This window comes from Paenarthrobacter sp. YIM B13468 (assembly GCF_042788025.1).
GTDB lineage: Bacteria > Actinomycetota > Actinomycetes > Actinomycetales > Micrococcaceae > Arthrobacter > Arthrobacter aromaticivorans.
Map to the genome: position 1 here is coordinate 84681 of NZ_JBHZPI010000011.1, position 17749 is coordinate 102429.

The following is a 17749-nucleotide window of genomic DNA, read 5'->3' on the forward strand; positions in this document are numbered from 1 at the left end:
CATAGGTGATGCCTCTTACACAAGCCTTTGCGTGCAATTCCTCCGCGATCCTGTACGCACCATCTGCACACCTGGCCGCTGGTAACCCCGGCGAGACTGCCGACGGAGCGTTTAAGCGCGTCCGAACGAGGGAACGGGTGGTGCAGTATTTTTGGACGAGCAGAACATCGACGTATTCATCGGCTTGGACGTCGGGATATCTGGCCACCACGCGGCGCCGATGGCGCCGCGTTTCCCCCATTGCCCAGCCAGCCTGTCTGACGAGAAGATTCGCCCTTCGCCGCCGCCGACATACAAGCGCACCGAGACGACTAACCTGAAATCACCGCCGGGGCTCCTGGACGATCAGCATCGTGGACCTGCAAGGGGTGAAGAGTTTCGACGGCAGCGTGCCGATGACCGGGGCGGCGATGACGTCTTCTACAGCAGGTTTCCGGCCAAGGCGGCGACCTTCGACTATGGCGGGGTCATCGCGCATCGCGGTCGTCCGGTATGGACCACACAGCGGCCTGCTGATCAACGACACCGGTGGCTACGGTGGCATGGTGGTCTGGACAAGTGCAGCGAAACGGCGGCCGAACCCGTCCAGCCGCCGCTTCTTGACGCCGTGTAACCGTGCGCCATCAGATCCCTGGATCGGACCGGGCCGTTTTGGACCTACAGCCCGCCACGCAGCATCCCTCCCCTGCGGCCTCGAACTCGACATCTTGGCCCTCAACCATGTTGCTTCGCTTTGTTGGTGATCTCTTCGACCCGCAGCGCCTTCAACCAGTCACTGATCGCGCTCCAGGCCAGTTCCCAGCCGTGGTCGAGCATCATGTCGTGCCCGATCCCGGCCACCTCCCGTACATCCGCGTCATAGCGACGTGCGGTTGCCCGCGCCGACCATACGGGAACCATCCGGTCGTGGGTACTGTGCACGCACAGCAGCGGGTAAGTAGGCTTTATCCTCGAGGGCAGGTGGAAAAGCAGCTGGTACTGGACCCACGGCGACTCGCCGCAAAGAGATCGAGAAATCTCCGCAGCCTCCTCGGCTCCAAGCCGCTCGAACAGCATGTCCGGGGGCAGCCGAAGGCTTCGACCTGCGATGTACCGCACCGCCTGCCAAGGATGGTTTCGGAGCACCGAAATAAACGTGCCGAAGGCCGGGCCAGAAGTCAGCGAGCCGACGAGCACACCGGCACTGACCTTCGCCGGATGCGATGCCAACGCCCGCTGCACAACCAAGCCGCCGAGCGAATGCCCAACCAACACGACCTCATCTCCGTCGACAGCCTCAACTGCGCGAAGGACATCAGCCACATAGTCCTTTAGCCACGCCGAGCGCAAGCTTCCTCCACTCGCGCCGTGACCCCTGAGAGAGATCGCGTATGCCGCATAACCGTCGGCGGAAGCCGCCCGCATCCAATTGCGCCAGCATGTGGCGTCGTGACCGAGCCCATGCACAAAGAGGAGCGTCGGGCGAGGCTCGGCGGCGCAGGCAGGGGCCGCAGCAAGCATTTCGAGGTGTATATCGTTTCCTGTGCCAAACATCATCGTTGCCAGAACCTCATTTGATCGTATCTACTGGTGCAATTGGTCAAGGCGTCGTATCGCCGTACATTTCGCCACCTCAAAATATGTGCCAACCCGGACTGCGAGACCGGTTACCGCATTCATGGTGCGGGGTGGAATGTCTTGCCATTGACCCGTTCTGCGGCGCCCACTCTGTCCAGGTAGGGGGTGATGCCTCCGAGGTGCATGGGCCAGCCGGCGCCTGTGATCATGCAGAGATCGATGTCCTCAGCGGTCGGGACCACGTCCTCTTCCAGCATGAGTCCGATTTCCTGAGCGAGCGCGTCCTGGACGCGGACCAGGACCTCCGTGTGGTTATTGGGGGTCTGCCCGAAATGGAGAAGCTGTAGCGTCGGTTCCGGGACGGACTGCGTACCGTCAGGGTTTCTGACCCATAGGGCATCGATGCCATGGTCGATGAGCCTCTGTTGGTTCGCCGAAACCCGGAACCGATCGCCGAATGCGGCGTGGAGGGACTCTGTCACGTGCTGGGCTGTTTTGATTCCGATCATGGCGAGGAGATTGAACGGGGTCATGGGCAGGCCCATGGGTTTCAGCGCCTTGTCTGCAATTTCGGGGTGAGTGCCCTCGTCGAAGGTGTTAATGACCTCCCCTATCAGTCTCAGCAGAATACGGTTGACGACGAATCCCGCGGAGTCATTGACGAGGACGGGGGATTTCCTCAGCTGTCGGGCGAGTGCGAATGCCTTGCCTAGAACTTCGTCGCTCGCCTTCGGAGCGCGAACGATTTCAAGCAACGGCATGGCGGCAACCGGGTTGAAGAAGTGGAAGCCGATGACGCGTTCGGGGTGCCGAAGATCTGCCGCCATCTCTGTCACGGATAATGACGAGGTGTTTGTCGCGAGGATGCATGCGGGCGAAACTATGGCCTCAATCTCAGCGAAGACTTGTTTCTTCACTGTCATGTCCTCGAAGACAGCCTCGATGACCATGTCGGCGTCGGCAAACGCTTCCTTGGACACGGACCCAGTCAGAAGTGCAGTTGTGCTCTTGGCGGAGTCCTCTGAGATGCGCCCGCTGCTGAGCAGCTTGTCGACTTGAGCGTGAACGTAGGCGAGGCCCTTGTCCACGCGCGCTTGGTCAATGTCCGTGATTACGACTGGAATTTCGAGTTCACGTGCAAAGAGCAGGGCGAGCTGGGTGGCCATCAGGCCGGCGCCTATAATGCCGACTTTTCTGGTCGGTCGTGCGGGGGTCGATTCTGATGCGCTGACGGACTGTTTGGATTTCTTCCGAACGACGTCCAAGAGGGCATACACGGTAGCCCGGAACTGCGGTGTGTCCATGAGCTCGGCCAAGGCCTCCACTTCAGCCTGGGCAGAGTCCCCCTGCGTAAAGTACTTTCCCTTATCCAGCAGGTCCAGCACTCTGGCTGGGGCGGGAGCGGCATTTGATGTCTTACGCTCAACGAAGGCCCGGCCCCCGGCTACGGCCGCGTCCCAGTCGGTGTCATCGTAATTGGTTCTTTCGGCCCGCCGTGCGGCTACGGCTTCAACGGCAGTGGCATCGCTAAGAATGGTTCTTGCCCACGCCAGGGAGTCCGCGAGGAAATTGGACGAATCGAAGATGGCGTCGGCAATGCCAAGCGCGAAAGCAGCCTTGCCGTCGAGCGTTCGGTTGTTACTGAGCGGATTTTCGATCATCACCGTGACGGCGTTCCTCGGCCCGATCAGCCGTGGCAGACGGTAGACGCCGCCCCATCCGGGCACGAGTCCGATGTAGGCCTCGGGAAGAGCGATGTTGCTGGCACCGGCGGAGACCGTGCGGTAGCTGGCCGCAAGAGCGAGCTCAAGACCGCCCCCTAGCGCAGCTCCATTGATGAATGAGAATGTCGGCACGCCCAGCGAGGCCAGGACCGCGTACACCTCATGGCCGAGCCGGGCCATGAGCGTCCTGCTTTTGTGGTCTTTCAGGGACCGCATCGCGAGGAGATCTGCGCCTGCAGCGAGATAGTTGGGTTTTCCGGTGACACCGACTGCGACGATCTCCCCGGCTGCTGCGCGTTCCTTGAGCTGGTTGAGCCGGGTGGCCAGTTCAATCAGTGTGTTGGGCCCCAGCAGGGTGGGCTTCCCATCGACGTTGTTGTCCAACGTGATCAGGGCAAAGGTGCCTACTCCGGCCAGCTGGATGTCGCGGAGTTGAGGATAGGAGACCGCCTCGCCCGGGAAAAGATCGGCTAGGGCCTTGAAGTCGGAAAAATTCAATTTGATTGTCCTGTCTAGGATCTGAGTTGGGGTGAAGAGTGCGTTGGGCGGCTCAGCGGGGATTTTTGATGGGGAAACTCGAGTGTCAGTCACCGGTTAGCTTCTTGATGATTAGGGCATCTCCCTGACCGCCCCCGCCGCATAGAGCGACCACACCCGTTCCTCCGCCGCGACGTTTGAGTGCAAGAGCCTGGTGCAGCACCAGGCGGGCACCAGAAGCGCCCACGGGGTGACCGAGCGCTATTGCCCCGCCTTCAGCGTTTACCCGCTCCGTCTCGACGCCAAGGTCCCGCGCGGACTGGATCACGACAGAGGCGAAAGCTTCGTTGATTTCGATCAGGTCCAGCTCAGCGGCCGTGATCCCTTCGCGTTTCAGCGCCGCTTCGATGGCCCGTGAGGGCTGCGAGTGAAGGGAGCCGTCGGGGCCGGCCGTCTGGCCGTGAGCTCCGATCTCAGCAATCCATTCCAGGCCCAGGGCGTCTGCTGCTGACTTGCTGGCAATAACAAGGGCGGCGGCGCCATCGGACAGGGGCGACGAAGACCCTGCCGTGATGGTGGCGTCCTGGCTCTTGGCGAAGGCAGGCGTGAGCTGGGACAACGCGTCAACTGTGGTGGCCGGACGGATGCCTTCATCGTCGGAAAGTGTGACGGCAGGCCCTTTGCGCTGGGGTACCTCCAGCGCAGCGATCTCCTCGGCGAGGATACCCGAAGCGCGCGCAGCTTCGGCGCGCTGGTGCGAGCGGACTGCCACCTCGTCCTGCTCCAGGCGGCTTATCCCTCGGCCTGGATTGCCTGCATCTGTGGCCCCGCCCATGAGCTGTCCGTTGAAGGGGTCTTGGAGGCCGTCATGGTTCAGTGTGTCCAGTAAGGGGGTATCTCCGATGGAAACGCCGGAACGTAGTCCCTTTAGCAGGTGCGGTGCATTTGTCATGGATTCCTGGCCTGCGGCGACAACGAAGTCGGCTTCGCCCGCACGGATCATCCTGGCGGCGTCAATCACGGCAGTAAGCCCGGAAAGGCACAGCTTGTTGACGGTGACGGTCGGGACGTCCCAACCGATACCCGCGCCGAGGCTGGCCTGCCGGGCGGGCCCCTGGCCTGCGCCGGCCTGAAAGACCTGGCCGACAACAACGGCCTCAACCTGATCGGCACGGACGCCGGAGCGTTCCAACGCTGCGCGGATGGCATGGGCGCCCAGTCCACTGGAGGAAAAGGCTGACAGGCCGCCACGGAAACGACCGAACGGTGTACGGGCACCACCGAGAATGACTGGAATGTTCGAGTTGGAGGAGTTCATGGAGGGCCTTTCAGGGCAAAGAAGTCAGGGCAGATAATGCGGTGTTGGTGGTTGGGCTGGCAGGCGCGGAACTAGTGGGATGCGGGCTGTTTAGTTGAACGCCGAGATCCCGGTGATGGATCGGCCAATGATTAGGGCTTGGATGGACTCGGTGCCCTCATACGTGTGGATTGCCTCGATATCGGCCATGTGCCGGGCAACACGGTTGGTGATGAGAATGCCGTTGCCGCCCAGCAAGTCGCGGGCGTTGGCGGCCACGGAGCGGGCCGTGCGGGTGCAGGTGAACTTGGCAAGAGAAGCCTGCGCAGGTGTGAGGGCGCCGGCTTCGTCCAGTCGCGTCATTTGCACGACCATCAACTGCATGGTGGCCAGCTCGCTCTGCATCCTGGCCAGACGTTCCTGCACGATCGCAGACGCGGCGAGCGGACGGCCGAACTGCTTGCGCTGCGCGGCGTATTGGACCGCAGTTTCATAGCACGCAGTGGCATGACCGACGGCGGACCAGGCGACGCCGAGACGCGTGGCCACCAACACCCGTGAGGTGTCCTTAAACGAATTGGCATCGGGGAGTCTATTGCTGTCCGGGACAAAGACGCCCTCCAACCGGATGTGAGCCTGCCAGATCGCCCGCAGGGATGCCTTTCCCTCAATCGTGGTCGCCAGGTACCCGGGTGAGTCCTGGGGCACGAGGTAGCCGTGCACCTGCCCGTCGTCCCCGCGGGCCCACACGACGGTGATTCCGCCGATTGAGCCGTTGCCGATCCACTTCTTCTCGCCGTTGAGCAGGAAGCCGCCTTCCGTGGCTGTCGCCGAAGTTTCCAGACCCACGGAATCCGAACCGTGGGTAGGCTCTGTCAGCGCGAAGGCTCCGTGCTGCTGCGCCCTCGCCAGCGCGGGAAGCCACCGGTTCTTCTGCTCGTCCGAGCCGCAGTAAGCGATGGACCTCAACGCCAGACCGCCCTGGACAGCGACGGCGGTTCCGATGGAGCCATCCCCGCGGCTGAGTTCCATCATGACCAGGCCGGCGGCCATCTTGCTCATAGGGGCGAAGCCGTCCAAATTGACGCCGTCCCGGAGCAGGTCAAGCTCCCCCAGCCGCTTGACAAGATGCAGTGGATAATCCCCCCGCTCCCAGTACCCGGCGATGACGGGCAGGACCTCCTCTTGGACGAACGACCGGGCGCGTGCCCAGAAAGTGCCATCGGCACCCGAGATGTCGCTGAACACTCCAGCCGGGTCTGTCGTGGGAGCCCCGGTGAGCACATAAGCGGGCTCAACGGTTCCCGCCGGGAAGGTTCCGAGGCCGGCGGTAGTGCTCTCTGTTGCCATAGACGAAGGAGTCAGCATGACGTCAGCCCGGCTTTAACGATCTTGCCGACAGAGTTCTTAGGCAGGGAGGCAATGATGACGAACTGGCGGGGAACCTTGAATTTGGCCAGGGACGCCAGGCAATGCCGCTCCAGCTCGGCAACATCGAGCTGCCGGCCCGGGACCGGCGCCACGTAAGCGACGGGTACCTCCCCGAAGAGCGGATCGGGGAGTCCGACCACGGCGGCTTCGAGCACATCGGGATGCTGGTAAAGGACGAACTCAATTTCCTTCGGGAAGATGTTCTCGCCGCCCCGGATGATCACGTCCTTGATCCGGTCGACGAGGACCAGGTACCCGTCCTCGTCGAGATAGCCCACGTCGCCTGTATGCAGCCATCCTTCGTGGAGCACTTTCGCTGTCTCCTCCGGGCGCCCGAGGTATCCACGCATGACGTTGGCCCCCTTGATGAGGATCTCTCCATGTTCGCCCTGTTTGGCCGCGGCACCGTCCATGGTCACGATCCGTACCTGTTGCCCGGGCAGCACCGGCCCCACCGTGCCTGCCTTGCGGGATCCCCGCAGAGGGTTCAATGTTGACGCAACCGATCCCTCTGAGAGGCCGTAGCCCTCAACGACAGGCACGCCGAATCTGTCTTGAAAGCGCTCGAGGAGATCGGCCGGCATCGGTGCAGCTCCGCACACGAGAAAGCGCAGCGATGAGGTATCTACTGCCGCGGTGGTCTGAGCATCGAGCATTGCGTACATCGTGGGGACAGCAGAGAAGAACGTGGGCCGTTCCGCTTCCACCACGTCCCAGAATGTCTTGGCATCGAACCGTGGGGCGATAACGACTGTGCCGCCGGCACCCAGGACTGACAAAACCCCGATCAGCAGCCCGTTGCAATGAAACAAGGGCAGGACTAGAAGGCTGGTGTCCTGGGCGTCAATTTCCAAATGCGTGGAGATGGAGGTCACCATGGCTGTGATGTTGTTGTGGTCAAGGACGCAGCCCTTGGGCTTTCCCGTGGTTCCGGAGGTGTAGATGATGAGAGCAAAATCCTTTGGTCCTGCGGCGGCAACAGCCGCAGGAGCGTTGTCCGGATCAGCAGGCGAGCCCGCGTGGATCGTGGAGGCGTCGACGTAGGTTATTTCCAGTCCGGTTGCAAGACGCCGGGCCCGTTCGTCCCCGATGATGACCTTCGCTTCGGAGTCCTGGAGCTGGTAGATGACCTCCGGGTCTGTCAGCGCCGGGTTCATCGGCGTGAGGGCAGCTCCCAGAGACCAAGCGGCGAACATCGTCGTGACGATCTCGGCGCAATTTGGCAGCAGGATGGCGACCACGTCGCCCCGGGATACGCCGCTGGCGGCGAGGCGGGCTGCTTGAGCAGCCGTTTCCAGGGCGAATGTAAGGTTGTCCAACGAGCGTTTCTGGTCGCGGATGCATTCGCCCGTTGGGTCTTGGCGTGCCCTTTCAAAGGGGACACCGACAAGCACGGAAACGTCAGTGTTATGAGCCTGTTCGATAGTCATCGCTTCAGAATAGGAAACGGCGCAGCACTTGGCTTCGTCCCCCGAGGACGAGCAGGGAATGAAAGTTCGTCATCCGTGAACAGATCCTGAGCGCATGGTCCCACGCCGAACGGGTCCACTCCGAAGCCGCCGTTCGATGCCCTTCTCCATCCCCGCCTCCTTCGGGGACAACCGTCCGCCATCGACTCAACCGCGGCGGTGCTGAACCGCGCCCTACACCTCGCAACGATCATCCAGGAGCCCGATACCGGCTCCTGCGTCGGGAAACGGCACACTGACGGCCCCACGACAAGGAGATCCGCCGATGCCTTAAGCAGTATCTCGCCGGCCAACTCAACATCTCCGAAGCCACGGGAAAAGACCAGTCCCCGCTCGACTTGGGCAGTGTCGTTGCGAAAGCTCTAGGTGTGGGCCGCGCGCGAGACGGGCTTGCCCGCACGTCTCCACACAGGTGACAGGCTGGCCACCTGACAGATACAGGGCCTATAGGGAGGGGATGACCTCGCCCGGTGCCGTTGAGTCTGGATTCAGGATCCAACCCACATGGGCTCGAGCCTGCGGGTCATGCCGATCTTGACCATTGTTCTCCCCGAACGCACCGATGTTCGAGATGACATAGACGTAGCCGGCTCGGATGTTCGCGGCGCGGCGCTTGACGTCGGCGAGGGCTAGTTCGTCTTCGGCGATTTTCGCTCGCATGCGTTCGGCACCTTCGAGGTCACCGTTCGCTATCAGTGCCTCCAAAGTTGCTTGATCCGTGGCGCGTTCTTTGGCGCAGCAGCAAATGCCGAGAAACGGCTCTTCAGAGCGCTGCCACCGCACCACGCCGTCGAGTGCCCTGGGTCCAAATCTCGAGCTGACGAAAGATCCGTCATCGGCGTTAAAACCACGGGAGTGGGAAGTATCTGCGAGAATTCCCGTCCCGTGACGAAGCAGCAGGGGCGTGGGCGTTCCACACGTCAAACCGCCTTTGCGGTAATGGGGACTCTTGACTCCTGGGGTCGTTGAATGGATTTCCGGGCTGATGAAGACGCCGAGTTCGTGGGCCAGGTCGAACATTAGTAAGCCGGATCTCTAGCTCCTAGTCGGGCCTTCGCCGTTCCAGTGCGTCACTCACCCATGCACGATTGCGCTCATCCTTTCCAGCACCGCCCCAGAGCCTGACTCACACAACCCGGACTCTGAGCTGGCTGAAGGCTGGTACCCACGCGACGACAAGCGTAGCGTCACAAATACTGACGACGAGGCATCAGAAGGCACGGCGACGGTGGGCATCCGTGAACGGCCACTCCGATGTCGATCCTCAAAGGAGCCGCAATGGCTGGGTGGAATGCTGACACGGTGGCCGGAGCATTGGGCGCGGCCGTCACGCTGGTGGAAGGATCCAACTTCTGCATCTCGCTAACCAACGGGGACATAGTTCCGGGCCTTCCACACGGGGTTTTCTACGAAGACACACGCATCCTGTCTTGTTGGAAGCTTTCCGTGAACGAACAAGCCGTTGAGGCGCTTGCAGCGGACGTCAAACAGCCTTACCGGGCTCTCTTTGCAGGTCGAGTGGCACGCCGGGACGGGAGGGCCGACAGCCCGCTGGTCGTGGAACGACTACGGGAAGTGGGCACCGGCATCACCGAGCAGATCACCGTCCGGAATTATTCCGGACTCCCCGCGGAGTGTGTCATCGCACTGACGGTTGAGTCGGATTTTGCGGACCTCTTCGAAGTCAAGGAGGCCCGTGTCCAGCGGAGCTGGCAGGAAACCCGGCAAGTGGAGGCCCACTCGCTGATCATCCGGGCAACATGGCAGGACATTACCAAGGGCGTCAATATCGACGGCGGCCCCACCGCAGTGGTGACGCCCGAGGCCGTGACGTACCGGACGACCGTTCCTCCGCACGGACACTGGAACGTGCGGCTGACGGTGGCGCCCTGGGGCGTGGAAGACACCCAGCCCCGTGCGCACTCCGGCAAAGACGCCCTTTCGCCAAGCGACCGTCGGCGGCAGGAGTGGGTGGCCAAAATCCCCGTGGTGCAGATGGGCAACCGGTCCATTGAACGAACCCTGCGGCGCAGCTACGAAGATTTGGGGGCACTCCGGATCGAGGACCCCAAGCATCCCGAGCGTGTGGTGGTTGCTGCAGGGGCGCCGTGGTTCATGGCACTGTTCGGGCGGGACTCTCTTTGGGCCTCGACAATGGCGCTTCCCGTTGATCCCTCCTTGGCACTGGGTACGTTGCAAACGCTGGCGGACCTGCAAGGCAGTGTCGTGGATCCCATGAGCGAGGAAGAACCCGGAAAGATCCTCCACGAGGTACGCCTTGACGTATCCAGTGGCCTTGCCCTTGGCGGAAAGTCGGCATACTACGGGAGCGTCGATGCTACGCCGCTATTCCTGATGGTTCTGGGCGAAGTCAGCCGATGGGGTTTCGCCAAAGAGACCATCGCTGCCCTGCAGCCCCATGCGGACCGCGCCATGGACTGGATCTGGAATTACGGCGACAGGGATGGAGACGGCTTTATCGAATACGCCCGCCTCAACGATAGAGGCCTCATCAACCAAGGATGGAAAGACTCATGGGACGGCATTAACTTCGCCGACGGAACCCTGGCCGAAGCTCCCATAGCGCTGAGCGAGGTGCAGGGCTATGTTTACAGCGCATGTTTAGCGTCGGCTTGGATGGCGCATGAGGCCGGCGACGAGGCCAAAGCGGCCCAACTCCGCGCCCGCGCTGTACGCCTGAAGCAACAGTTCAATGAACGGTTTTGGCTGCCGGACAAAGGCTATTTCGCAATCGCCCTGGATCGCTACAAGAGTCCGATCGATGCCTGCGCCTCCAACATGGGACACTGTCTGGCTACCGGAATTATCGACGACGACAAGGCACCTAGCGTAGTAGAGCACCTGATGTCCGATCGAATGTTCAGCGGCTGGGGAGTGCGTACCTTGGCTGACGACATGGACGCCTATAACCCCGTGAGCTACCACAACGGATCTGTCTGGCCGCATGACAACGCCATTATCCAGGTAGGCCTTATGCGGTATGGCTTCGTGGAGGAAGCACAGCGTATCTCGACGGCGTTGCTGGAGGCTGCAGAGTTCTCCGATGGCCGGCTGCCCGAATTGTTCTGTGGCTTCAGTCGGGAGGCGTTCTCAGCTCCCGTGCCCTACCCCACTGCCTGCTCGCCACAGGCGTGGGCCGCCACTGCACCCATCATGCTGGTGTCCACTCTCATGCGCTACGATCCCGATGTATCCCAGGGTGGGATCTGGATGGACCCTGTCCTTCCAGAAAGTTACGGCGATTTGCACATCGCCAACGCGCCGATCGGTGAGAGCAGGATCAATATCAACATTTCCGGCTCATCGGTTTCCGTAGACGGACTGCCGGAGGGAATGGTCTTCCACCGCGGGTACCTGCCATGGGTAGGCGATCTCATGGAAGGCGACCCGGACCGGGGTCTATAGGGGGAGTTCGAATCAGTCGATCCTTTGGCGACCCAAGCGCGCGTAGATGTCGGGGCGCTTCGAGCGGAGGAAGAAGGCGTACACGATGCCGCCGAAGAAAAGCGCGAAAGTGAAAGTCATGAAGATGGCCGTCATAACCGTTGAGCCCCCAATAAGCTCCGGGTAGTTGGAGATAGCCAGATAGGTGATAGCGCCCAGGAACAGCACGCTGATGAAAGGTGCGATGACCGTCTTCCAGATTGATTCCGGAGCGAAGCCGCGGCGGCGGATGAAGTACACCAGGACAGCGAAGCTTGTGATGAACATCAGAAGCAGCACGGCGAAGGTTCCGCTACCGCTGGCGATCGGATAGAGCACTTCCGGAGCCACCCCGATGACTGTAAACAGCACGATTGCTACCGCCCACACAATACCTACGGCCAGTGCCGAGGCGTACGGCGACTTGTGCTTGGGATGCACCCTGCCCAGGAACGAAGGCAGCGCGTGGTCGGCAGCCAGCGCGAAGCTGTACCTGGCGGCAATGTTCTGGATGGACAGCATGCAAGCCAAGACGGACGTGATGAGCAGAAGGACGGCGACGTCGGCGAAGATCCTGCCCACGAGGCCGACGAGTGCGTCATTGAACAGATTCACCGTGTTGTTCTCTGCCTCGGCCTGGATCTTGTCCGCACCGAAGAAGGCGATGAAGGCCCACGCTGCCACGGCATAGAAGATGCCGATGCCTGCCACGGCCAAATACGTGGCGCGAGAGATGGTCTTATCCGGGTTCTTGACCTCGTCCCGGTAGATAACGGTAGCTTCGAACCCAAAGAAGTTACCCACGGCGAAAAGGAGCGCCAGGCCCAGCGTCGCGTCAGCGATGGACGGCAGGGCGAACCCTGCACTTTGCACTGCCCCTAGCCCGTTGGCCGAGAACGAAACGACGTCGAACACGACGATGATCGCCACTTCAAGCAACATCACGATGGTCAGCAGCTTGGCGGACAGATCGATGCGGTTGTAGGCCAGCAGGGTGGTAAGGGCCGTGATGGCCAGCGCGTACCAGTACCAGGCAATATCCGGTCCGCCGAGGGTGTTGGCTACAAACCCTTGGAGCGTCACCCCGAAGAACGATGGCGCGAAGAAGCCGATAAAGATGTAGCCAAACAGTGCCAGGAAAGCGCCCCCGAGTCCTGCCGGCTTGCCCAGTCCGGCTGTGACAAAGGAGTAGAAACCACCCGGGCCCTGGACGCTGCGGCTCATCTTGACGAATCCCACCGAGAAGATCAGCAGCATGAGCGTAACCAGCAAGTAGATGGCAGGTGCAGTTTGCCCGCTGAACATGAGCAGGACCGGCAGCGTTCCGGCCACCGTGGCCAGGGGTGAAGAGAAAGCGAGCACGTTCATCACGAGTTCGCCCACTCCCATGTTGCCGCTGAGCCGGTTCTCCTGGATCTGACGCGACACCTTTGGTGCGTCAAGAGTGGTGTTATTCATGTAATCCTCATCACCAAATATAGAGTTCTGAATCACAGTATCGACGGGGCTAGGAAGGGCGTTGTGCCATGTTGGGACAGCGCGGCCTATGCGCTCGCCCGGCTTCGGGTGCCGACCTCAAGTAAGGAACGGGTTAGTGCCACCCCGTGGTCCGCCAGGCTTTCAAGATGCGTTACCGTGCCGTCCCAAGCGGACCACTGAGCGGCGCCGTCGAGCAGGGTAAAAATGGCTTGGATGGTTTGCCGCGTGACGGCGAGTCCCATCTCTTCGGCCGCAGCGGTATACATCTCCTCGTGCAGGCTCTGCCAAAAGGCCAACTCTTCACGCAGTCCTTGACCAAGGAATCCCGCCACCTTGTCCGAAGCAACCAGAAGATTCCAGAGATCGGCCTCGGGGGTGCTCACTTGCTGGGCGACATGGAAGCGGACAAGGGCCGCCCAGTAGTCGCCCGCGCACGAAGCTCCCTGCACTGCATCAAGGAGGTCACGGGCGAATCCGTGGGTGAACCACAGGAGCGATTCGGCCACGATCTGGTCCTTGCCCTGCGGAAAACTGGAATAGAGGCTTGGGGCCTTCAGGCCCAGCTCGCGGCCCAGCGTACGCATGCTCACTGAGTTGTAACCGTTGGTGGCAGCCAGCCGGAGGAAAGCTACGAGGATCCGCCTCCTGGCGGGCGTCTGTGCCGACCAGTCGCGTTTGGACAGGAATTCCCGGACAGCAGCGTTCGCCTGCTCACGCGGAGATGGACTCATTTCATCCTCAAAAGGGTCGTAACGGAATGAGTCTAACTAACATTCGTTAGGTTGAGAAGACCTAAACCACACAGAATCACCTCTACCGATGAGACAGTCAGCAAAACACTCCCGTACGCGGCCCACCACGAGGTCGTCCGTGTACCCGTCACAGCTGGTGAGAGTGACGCCGAGGACAGAAAGCGTGAGGGAACCCTGGGGCACGGCTTTGATCTGTCTCCCGGCGTAGGCCATTTGGTGCCAGTCCCTCCCCCACGGAACCTCTATCAGGGCGGAGGCCGCAGGCGCTGCGAACAACCTAACGGTGTGCTTGGTGCGGCACAGGCGCCGGATCAATGTTCCCGGTGGCATATTAAGGAGCAGGCAAGCCGTAGCCAGGTCCGGCCCGTCAGCACCGCCGAAGTTGACGGGCAATACGTAGGTAGCTGGCGGGGCGTCCCAGGTCCCGCACTCCGCTTGGGACGAAGCCGCCATGCCGGCGGATCCACGAACGGCCAACTCTGCCTCCTGGAATTAAGGAAGCGGCCGTAACGCCTGCACACAGTGCCAGGGAACAGGCGCTACGGGCCGCAGATTGTGGGTATCAGGAGCCCGGCGCGGGCCACGGTGAGGCATCGCTGCTATCGCGGCCTTCTGCCATGTCCTGAAGGAGACGGTGAACGAGTTTTCCGGAGCGCTTCAGCTGAAGGTCGGTGCGTTCGCCGAGATCGGTTTCCTTGAAGTGTGCCGATTCCCGCAACCATTCGACGTGCCGTCCTTGTGCGAGCTTCCTGTTCATCATCGAGATCAACTCTCAAAAGTAATAGAGCTATTGGGTCCTTCAAGGATCCGCCCCTGGCTCCCGCAGCAACCGTGTCAGTTTGAGACACGGGTTAACCCTCCACACTGATTCCCATGACAAAGATAAAGACCCCACTCGCAGCGACCAGAAAAGCGGCGGCCCCCAGGGGAACCGCGTGGACGCCGCGGAAGCTCGCCGTTGGCCTCGCTTCACGGGACGGTCCCGCAAAATGCCAACCTGCAAAGCGCAATCCGGCCGCCACCAGGATGAGGAAAATGCCGAGGTACGCCACCTAGTTCTCCGTCCATCGGGCACTCTGCGGATCCAAGGCAATTGCCAGGTGCTTACTGGAGCGTTCCGGATCGATCTGCGAGACTTGCATGGCACAACTGAACCCGTCGGTGAGGACCAGCCCCTCACCACTATCCAGCGCCGGGACAATGGAGTGTTCCGCCACCTTCATGGACATGTCGAAGTGCTCGGCCTCAAAACCAAAGTTACCGGCCACTCCACAGCACGACGACGATTCAACGAGGTTGGGCACTCCCCACGCCTCCAAAACGCGTTTCTGGGCACCTGAACCGAAGACTGCATGCTCGTGGCAGTGGGTTTGCAGGACAGCGGTTTTGGGCGGAACGGCGGACGGCTTCCAACCACGTTTAATAGCCTCATCGACAGCCACGGAGAACGATCGGACCCGGGCAGCCACGCGCGCGGCCGCAGCACCGCCCACCATCTTGGGACCCTCGTCCCGGATGGCCGCAGCACAGCTCGGTTCCAGCACCACGATGTCGCGGTCCGTGCCGTCGTCGAGCCCGCTGATCAACTTGGCCAGCCGCCGTCGTGCTCCATCGCGCTGTCCCGTGGAAATCCATGTCAGCCCGCAACAGGCGTCGGGCGTGCAGCCCACGGAGGCGCCCGCGTCGCGGAGCACCCGGGCCGCGGCCGGGACCACTTCGGGCCGGAAGGCGCGCGTGAAGCTGTCGATGAACAGCAGGACGTCGGCATTGTCCGTGAACTGCGCTTCCCGCACCCGCCGCTGTATGCGGCCAGACGGCGCAAAGGCCGGGAGCCGGCGTCGGGCACTGACGCCCAACTTTTCGCCCACCCAACGGAACGGACGGAAGCCGGTCCCCGCGTTGGCTATGGGCGCGATGCGAGTCAACAGCGGCAGCCACCGCGGCAGCCAACCAATGGAGTAGTGCGTGAAGGGTCGGATTTTGCCGCGGTAATGCTCATCCACCAGCTGCGACTTGGCCTCTGCGATGTCCACGCCCGTGGGGCAGTCGGCCGAGCAGGCTTTGCAGGACAGGCACAGATCCAGGGCTTCCCGGACCTCCGGACTCGACCAGCCGTCGTGGCTGGTGCCCTTGGTGCGGGTGAGTTCCTGCAGGACCCTTGCCCGGCCTCGCGTGGAGTCCTTCTCGTCCTTGGTGGCACGGTAGCTGGGACACATGAAGCCGCCGGTGGTCGCCCGGCAGCGGCCCACGCCGATACATGCGTGGGTATTGCCGACAAACGGGCTCACCACCGGCAGCAGGCTGCGGCCAGCTGAAGAAGGTACGACGGCGGCACCCGGCACCTCGGCCGGCTCACCGTGCGCAGGACCCGGTTGGGGTACGCCCTCAAGAGCCAGCGAAGCAGCGAAGGGCTCTGGGTCCACGATGATTCCCGGGTTCAAGATTCCGGCAGGATCCCAGAGGTGTTTGAACGCCCTGAAGATGCCCACCATCGCGGGCGAATACATCACGTCCAGCAGTTCGCTGCGTGCCCGGCCGTCGCCGTGTTCTCCGGAAAGCGAGCCGCCGTGGGCCACCACGAGTGCGGCTGCTTCGCGGGTGAAGTTCGCAAACGACTCCCGGCCAGTGTCGCTTCGGAGGTCGTAATCCAGGCGCATGTGCACGCAGCCCGCACCGAAATGCCCGTACATAAAGGCCGTGTAGCCGTACTTCTCCACGAGGGGCAGAAGCTCCGCCAGATAATCTGCCAGGCGCTCCGGGGCGACCGCCGAGTCCTCCCAGCCGGGCCAGGTCTGGACACCATCGATCCGCCGGGATGAGAGTCCCGCCCCGTCTTCGCGCACCCGCCAGAGTTTGGCACGCTCCTGGGACTCCGTGACAAGGGCGTGATCCACAACCCGGCCGTCGGCTTTGAGTTTCTCCAGCAGCTGTGCGCAATCGGAGGCCGCCTGTTCCATGGTGTCCCCGGGGAACTCAACCATCAGGAAGGCGTTGCCCCGCGGGAGGGAGTCGACGCTGGAGGCACCCCGTCGGTGGCGCATGATGTCCACGATCGATGCATCCAGCCCCTCGATGGCACTCGGCTTGGCAGCGAGGATGGTCATCACATCACGGGCCGAGTCGATGGTATTCGCGTATCCGAGACACAGGAGGGCCGTGGTCCGGGGCTTCGGGACCAGCAGGACCTTGGCCCGCACCACAATGGCGCACGTTCCTTCGCTGCCTGCCAAAGCGCCCGCCACGTCCAGGCCGCTTTCGGGCAGGAGGTGCCCCAAGTGGTAGCCGGAAACCTGCCGGGGAATGTTTCCCAGTTCCACCCGCAGCGGGGCGAGGTTGGCCTGGGCCAGTTCCTTCAAGCCCACCAGCAGTTCGCTGGCCCGGTCGACGGAGTGCTGGTCATCTGCGTCAACGGCCCGCAGGAAGTCCCTTCCCGCATGCAGGTGGGCACCATCGGCCGTGACGAGTTCCAGTTCCTGCACATGCTGGGTCATGCGCCCGTAGGCCACTGAATGGTTGCCGCACGCGTCGTTGCCAATGGAGCCGCCGATCGTGGCCCGCGTCATGGACGAAGGGTCCGGAGCGAAGGTCAGCTCCCCGCCACTCGCTTTCTCGACGTAGGAGCGCAGCTCGCCAAGGACGACGCCAGCGTCCGCCCAGACAGCCGCGTTGCCGCCGTCGACCTCTCCTACGGAAGTCAAGCCTCGCGAGAGGTCGATCACCAACGATTGACCGATTGCGTTGCCTGCCATGGACGTTCCGCCGCCCCGCGGGGTGATGGGAACGCCGGAAGCCGAACATTCGCGCACCACTTTCCTGACGTCGTCGACGCTTGCCGGGAAGGCGACGGCGGCAGGCCGGACACGGTAGTTGGACGCATCGTAGGAGTACTCGGAGAGCCGTCGCGGAGAGTCATCCACCTCGATGCCTCGCCCGCGCAACGCGGCCAGCAACTGCTCTACTTTCGTGTCTCCGTCGTCACCATGGGGCATGTTCGCCTTCTCCAATTCGTAGTGGTCCCCTGGAAGTTTAGGCAGGTGTCCACCCTGCCGTAGTGTGCCAAAACAGAACGGGCACAGTGGAGGGATCCACTGTGCCCGTTACCGCGTCCGGGTCCGGAAG

At 62.2% G+C, this 17749-nt stretch carries 12 protein-coding genes and 1 pseudogene; 2 read left to right on the top strand and 11 right to left on the bottom strand.

What is annotated here, in order from left to right; translation table 11 throughout:
* The first annotated feature begins 151 nt into the window (after positions 1 to 151).
* Complete coding sequence (locus ACFX4T_RS12270; protein ID WP_377652122.1) at positions 152 to 613, top strand: hypothetical protein; 462 nt, start codon at positions 152 to 154, stop codon at positions 611 to 613.
* A gap of 101 nt (positions 614 to 714) precedes the next feature.
* Here the strand turns inward: ACFX4T_RS12270 and ACFX4T_RS12275 are convergent, their stop codons facing one another.
* From ACFX4T_RS12275 to ACFX4T_RS12300, 6 genes and pseudogenes are all read right to left on the bottom strand, one after another.
* Entirely contained in the window at positions 715 to 1536 is an 822-nt protein-coding gene (locus tag ACFX4T_RS12275; RefSeq protein WP_377652124.1) for an alpha/beta hydrolase, read from the bottom strand.
* A 119-nt stretch (positions 1537 to 1655) separates the two neighbouring features.
* Positions 1656 to 3779: a 3-hydroxyacyl-CoA dehydrogenase NAD-binding domain-containing protein gene (locus tag ACFX4T_RS12280; RefSeq protein ID WP_377652125.1), complete on the bottom strand. Its 2124-nt coding sequence runs from the start codon at positions 3777 to 3779 to the stop codon at positions 1656 to 1658.
* Between the two features lie 85 nt (positions 3780 to 3864).
* Positions 3865 to 5076, bottom strand: a complete 1212-nt coding sequence (locus tag ACFX4T_RS12285) for an acetyl-CoA C-acetyltransferase (protein ID WP_377652126.1) — start codon at positions 5074 to 5076, stop codon at positions 3865 to 3867.
* Between the two features lie 90 nt (positions 5077 to 5166).
* On the bottom strand, positions 5167 to 6405 hold the full coding sequence (locus tag ACFX4T_RS12290; protein WP_377652127.1) for an acyl-CoA dehydrogenase family protein: 1239 nt from the start codon (positions 6403 to 6405) through the stop codon (positions 5167 to 5169).
* Positions 6406 to 6416: 11 nt separating this feature from the next.
* Positions 6417 to 7916, bottom strand: a complete 1500-nt coding sequence (locus ACFX4T_RS12295) for a class I adenylate-forming enzyme family protein (protein ID WP_377652128.1) — start codon at positions 7914 to 7916, stop codon at positions 6417 to 6419.
* Positions 7917 to 8458: 542 nt separating this feature from the next.
* Positions 8459 to 8567, bottom strand: a pseudogene (locus tag ACFX4T_RS12300) (GIY-YIG nuclease family protein); the annotation flags it as partial.
* A 666-nt stretch (positions 8568 to 9233) separates the two neighbouring features.
* Here ACFX4T_RS12300 and ACFX4T_RS12305 point away from each other — a divergent pair.
* Positions 9234 to 11381 (top strand): glycogen debranching N-terminal domain-containing protein, encoded by a 2148-nt coding sequence (locus tag ACFX4T_RS12305; protein WP_377652129.1) that lies wholly within the window; start codon positions 9234 to 9236, stop codon positions 11379 to 11381.
* 12 nt (positions 11382 to 11393) lie between these two features.
* On the opposite strand, the gene ACFX4T_RS12310 is transcribed toward ACFX4T_RS12305, so the two are convergent.
* The 5 genes from ACFX4T_RS12310 to ACFX4T_RS12330 form a co-directional block, all read right to left on the bottom strand.
* The gene (locus ACFX4T_RS12310) at positions 11394 to 12857 is read right to left on the bottom strand and encodes an APC family permease (RefSeq protein WP_377652130.1); all 1464 of its coding nucleotides are present in this window, start codon (positions 12855 to 12857) and stop codon (positions 11394 to 11396) included.
* Between the two features lie 86 nt (positions 12858 to 12943).
* Positions 12944 to 13609 (bottom strand): TetR/AcrR family transcriptional regulator, encoded by a 666-nt coding sequence (locus tag ACFX4T_RS12315; protein ID WP_377652131.1) that lies wholly within the window; start codon positions 13607 to 13609, stop codon positions 12944 to 12946.
* A 583-nt stretch (positions 13610 to 14192) separates the two neighbouring features.
* The gene (locus ACFX4T_RS12320) at positions 14193 to 14390 is read right to left on the bottom strand and encodes a hypothetical protein (RefSeq protein ID WP_223949013.1); all 198 of its coding nucleotides are present in this window, start codon (positions 14388 to 14390) and stop codon (positions 14193 to 14195) included.
* Between the two features lie 91 nt (positions 14391 to 14481).
* On the bottom strand, positions 14482 to 14682 hold the full coding sequence (locus ACFX4T_RS12325) for a hypothetical protein (RefSeq protein WP_223949012.1): 201 nt from the start codon (positions 14680 to 14682) through the stop codon (positions 14482 to 14484).
* Positions 14683 to 17619, bottom strand: coding sequence for an FAD-binding and (Fe-S)-binding domain-containing protein (locus ACFX4T_RS12330; RefSeq protein ID WP_377652132.1), 2937 nt, complete (start codon positions 17617 to 17619; stop codon positions 14683 to 14685).
* Positions 17620 to 17749 lie beyond the last annotated feature (130 nt).

Bases quoted from the DNA above. Each gene is read 5' to 3' on its own strand.
- ACFX4T_RS12295 (WP_377652128.1), bottom strand. From the start codon at position 7,916: ATGACTATCGAACAGGCTCATAACACTGACGTTTCCGTGCTTGTCGGT.
- ACFX4T_RS12320 (WP_223949013.1), bottom strand. From the start codon at position 14,390: ATGATGAACAGGAAGCTCGCACAAGGACGGCACGTCGAATGGTTGCGG.
- ACFX4T_RS12290 (WP_377652127.1), bottom strand. From the start codon at position 6,405: ATGGCAACAGAGAGCACTACCGCCGGCCTCGGAACCTTCCCGGCGGGA.
- ACFX4T_RS12330 (WP_377652132.1), bottom strand. From the start codon at position 17,619: ATGCCCCATGGTGACGACGGAGACACGAAAGTAGAGCAGTTGCTGGCC.
- ACFX4T_RS12275 (WP_377652124.1), bottom strand. From the start codon at position 1,536: ATGATGTTTGGCACAGGAAACGATATACACCTCGAAATGCTTGCTGCG.
- ACFX4T_RS12285 (WP_377652126.1), bottom strand. From the start codon at position 5,076: ATGAACTCCTCCAACTCGAACATTCCAGTCATTCTCGGTGGTGCCCGT.
- ACFX4T_RS12315 (WP_377652131.1), bottom strand. From the start codon at position 13,609: ATGAGTCCATCTCCGCGTGAGCAGGCGAACGCTGCTGTCCGGGAATTC.
- ACFX4T_RS12310 (WP_377652130.1), bottom strand. From the start codon at position 12,857: ATGAATAACACCACTCTTGACGCACCAAAGGTGTCGCGTCAGATCCAG.
- ACFX4T_RS12305 (WP_377652129.1), top strand. From the start codon at position 9,234: ATGGCTGGGTGGAATGCTGACACGGTGGCCGGAGCATTGGGCGCGGCC.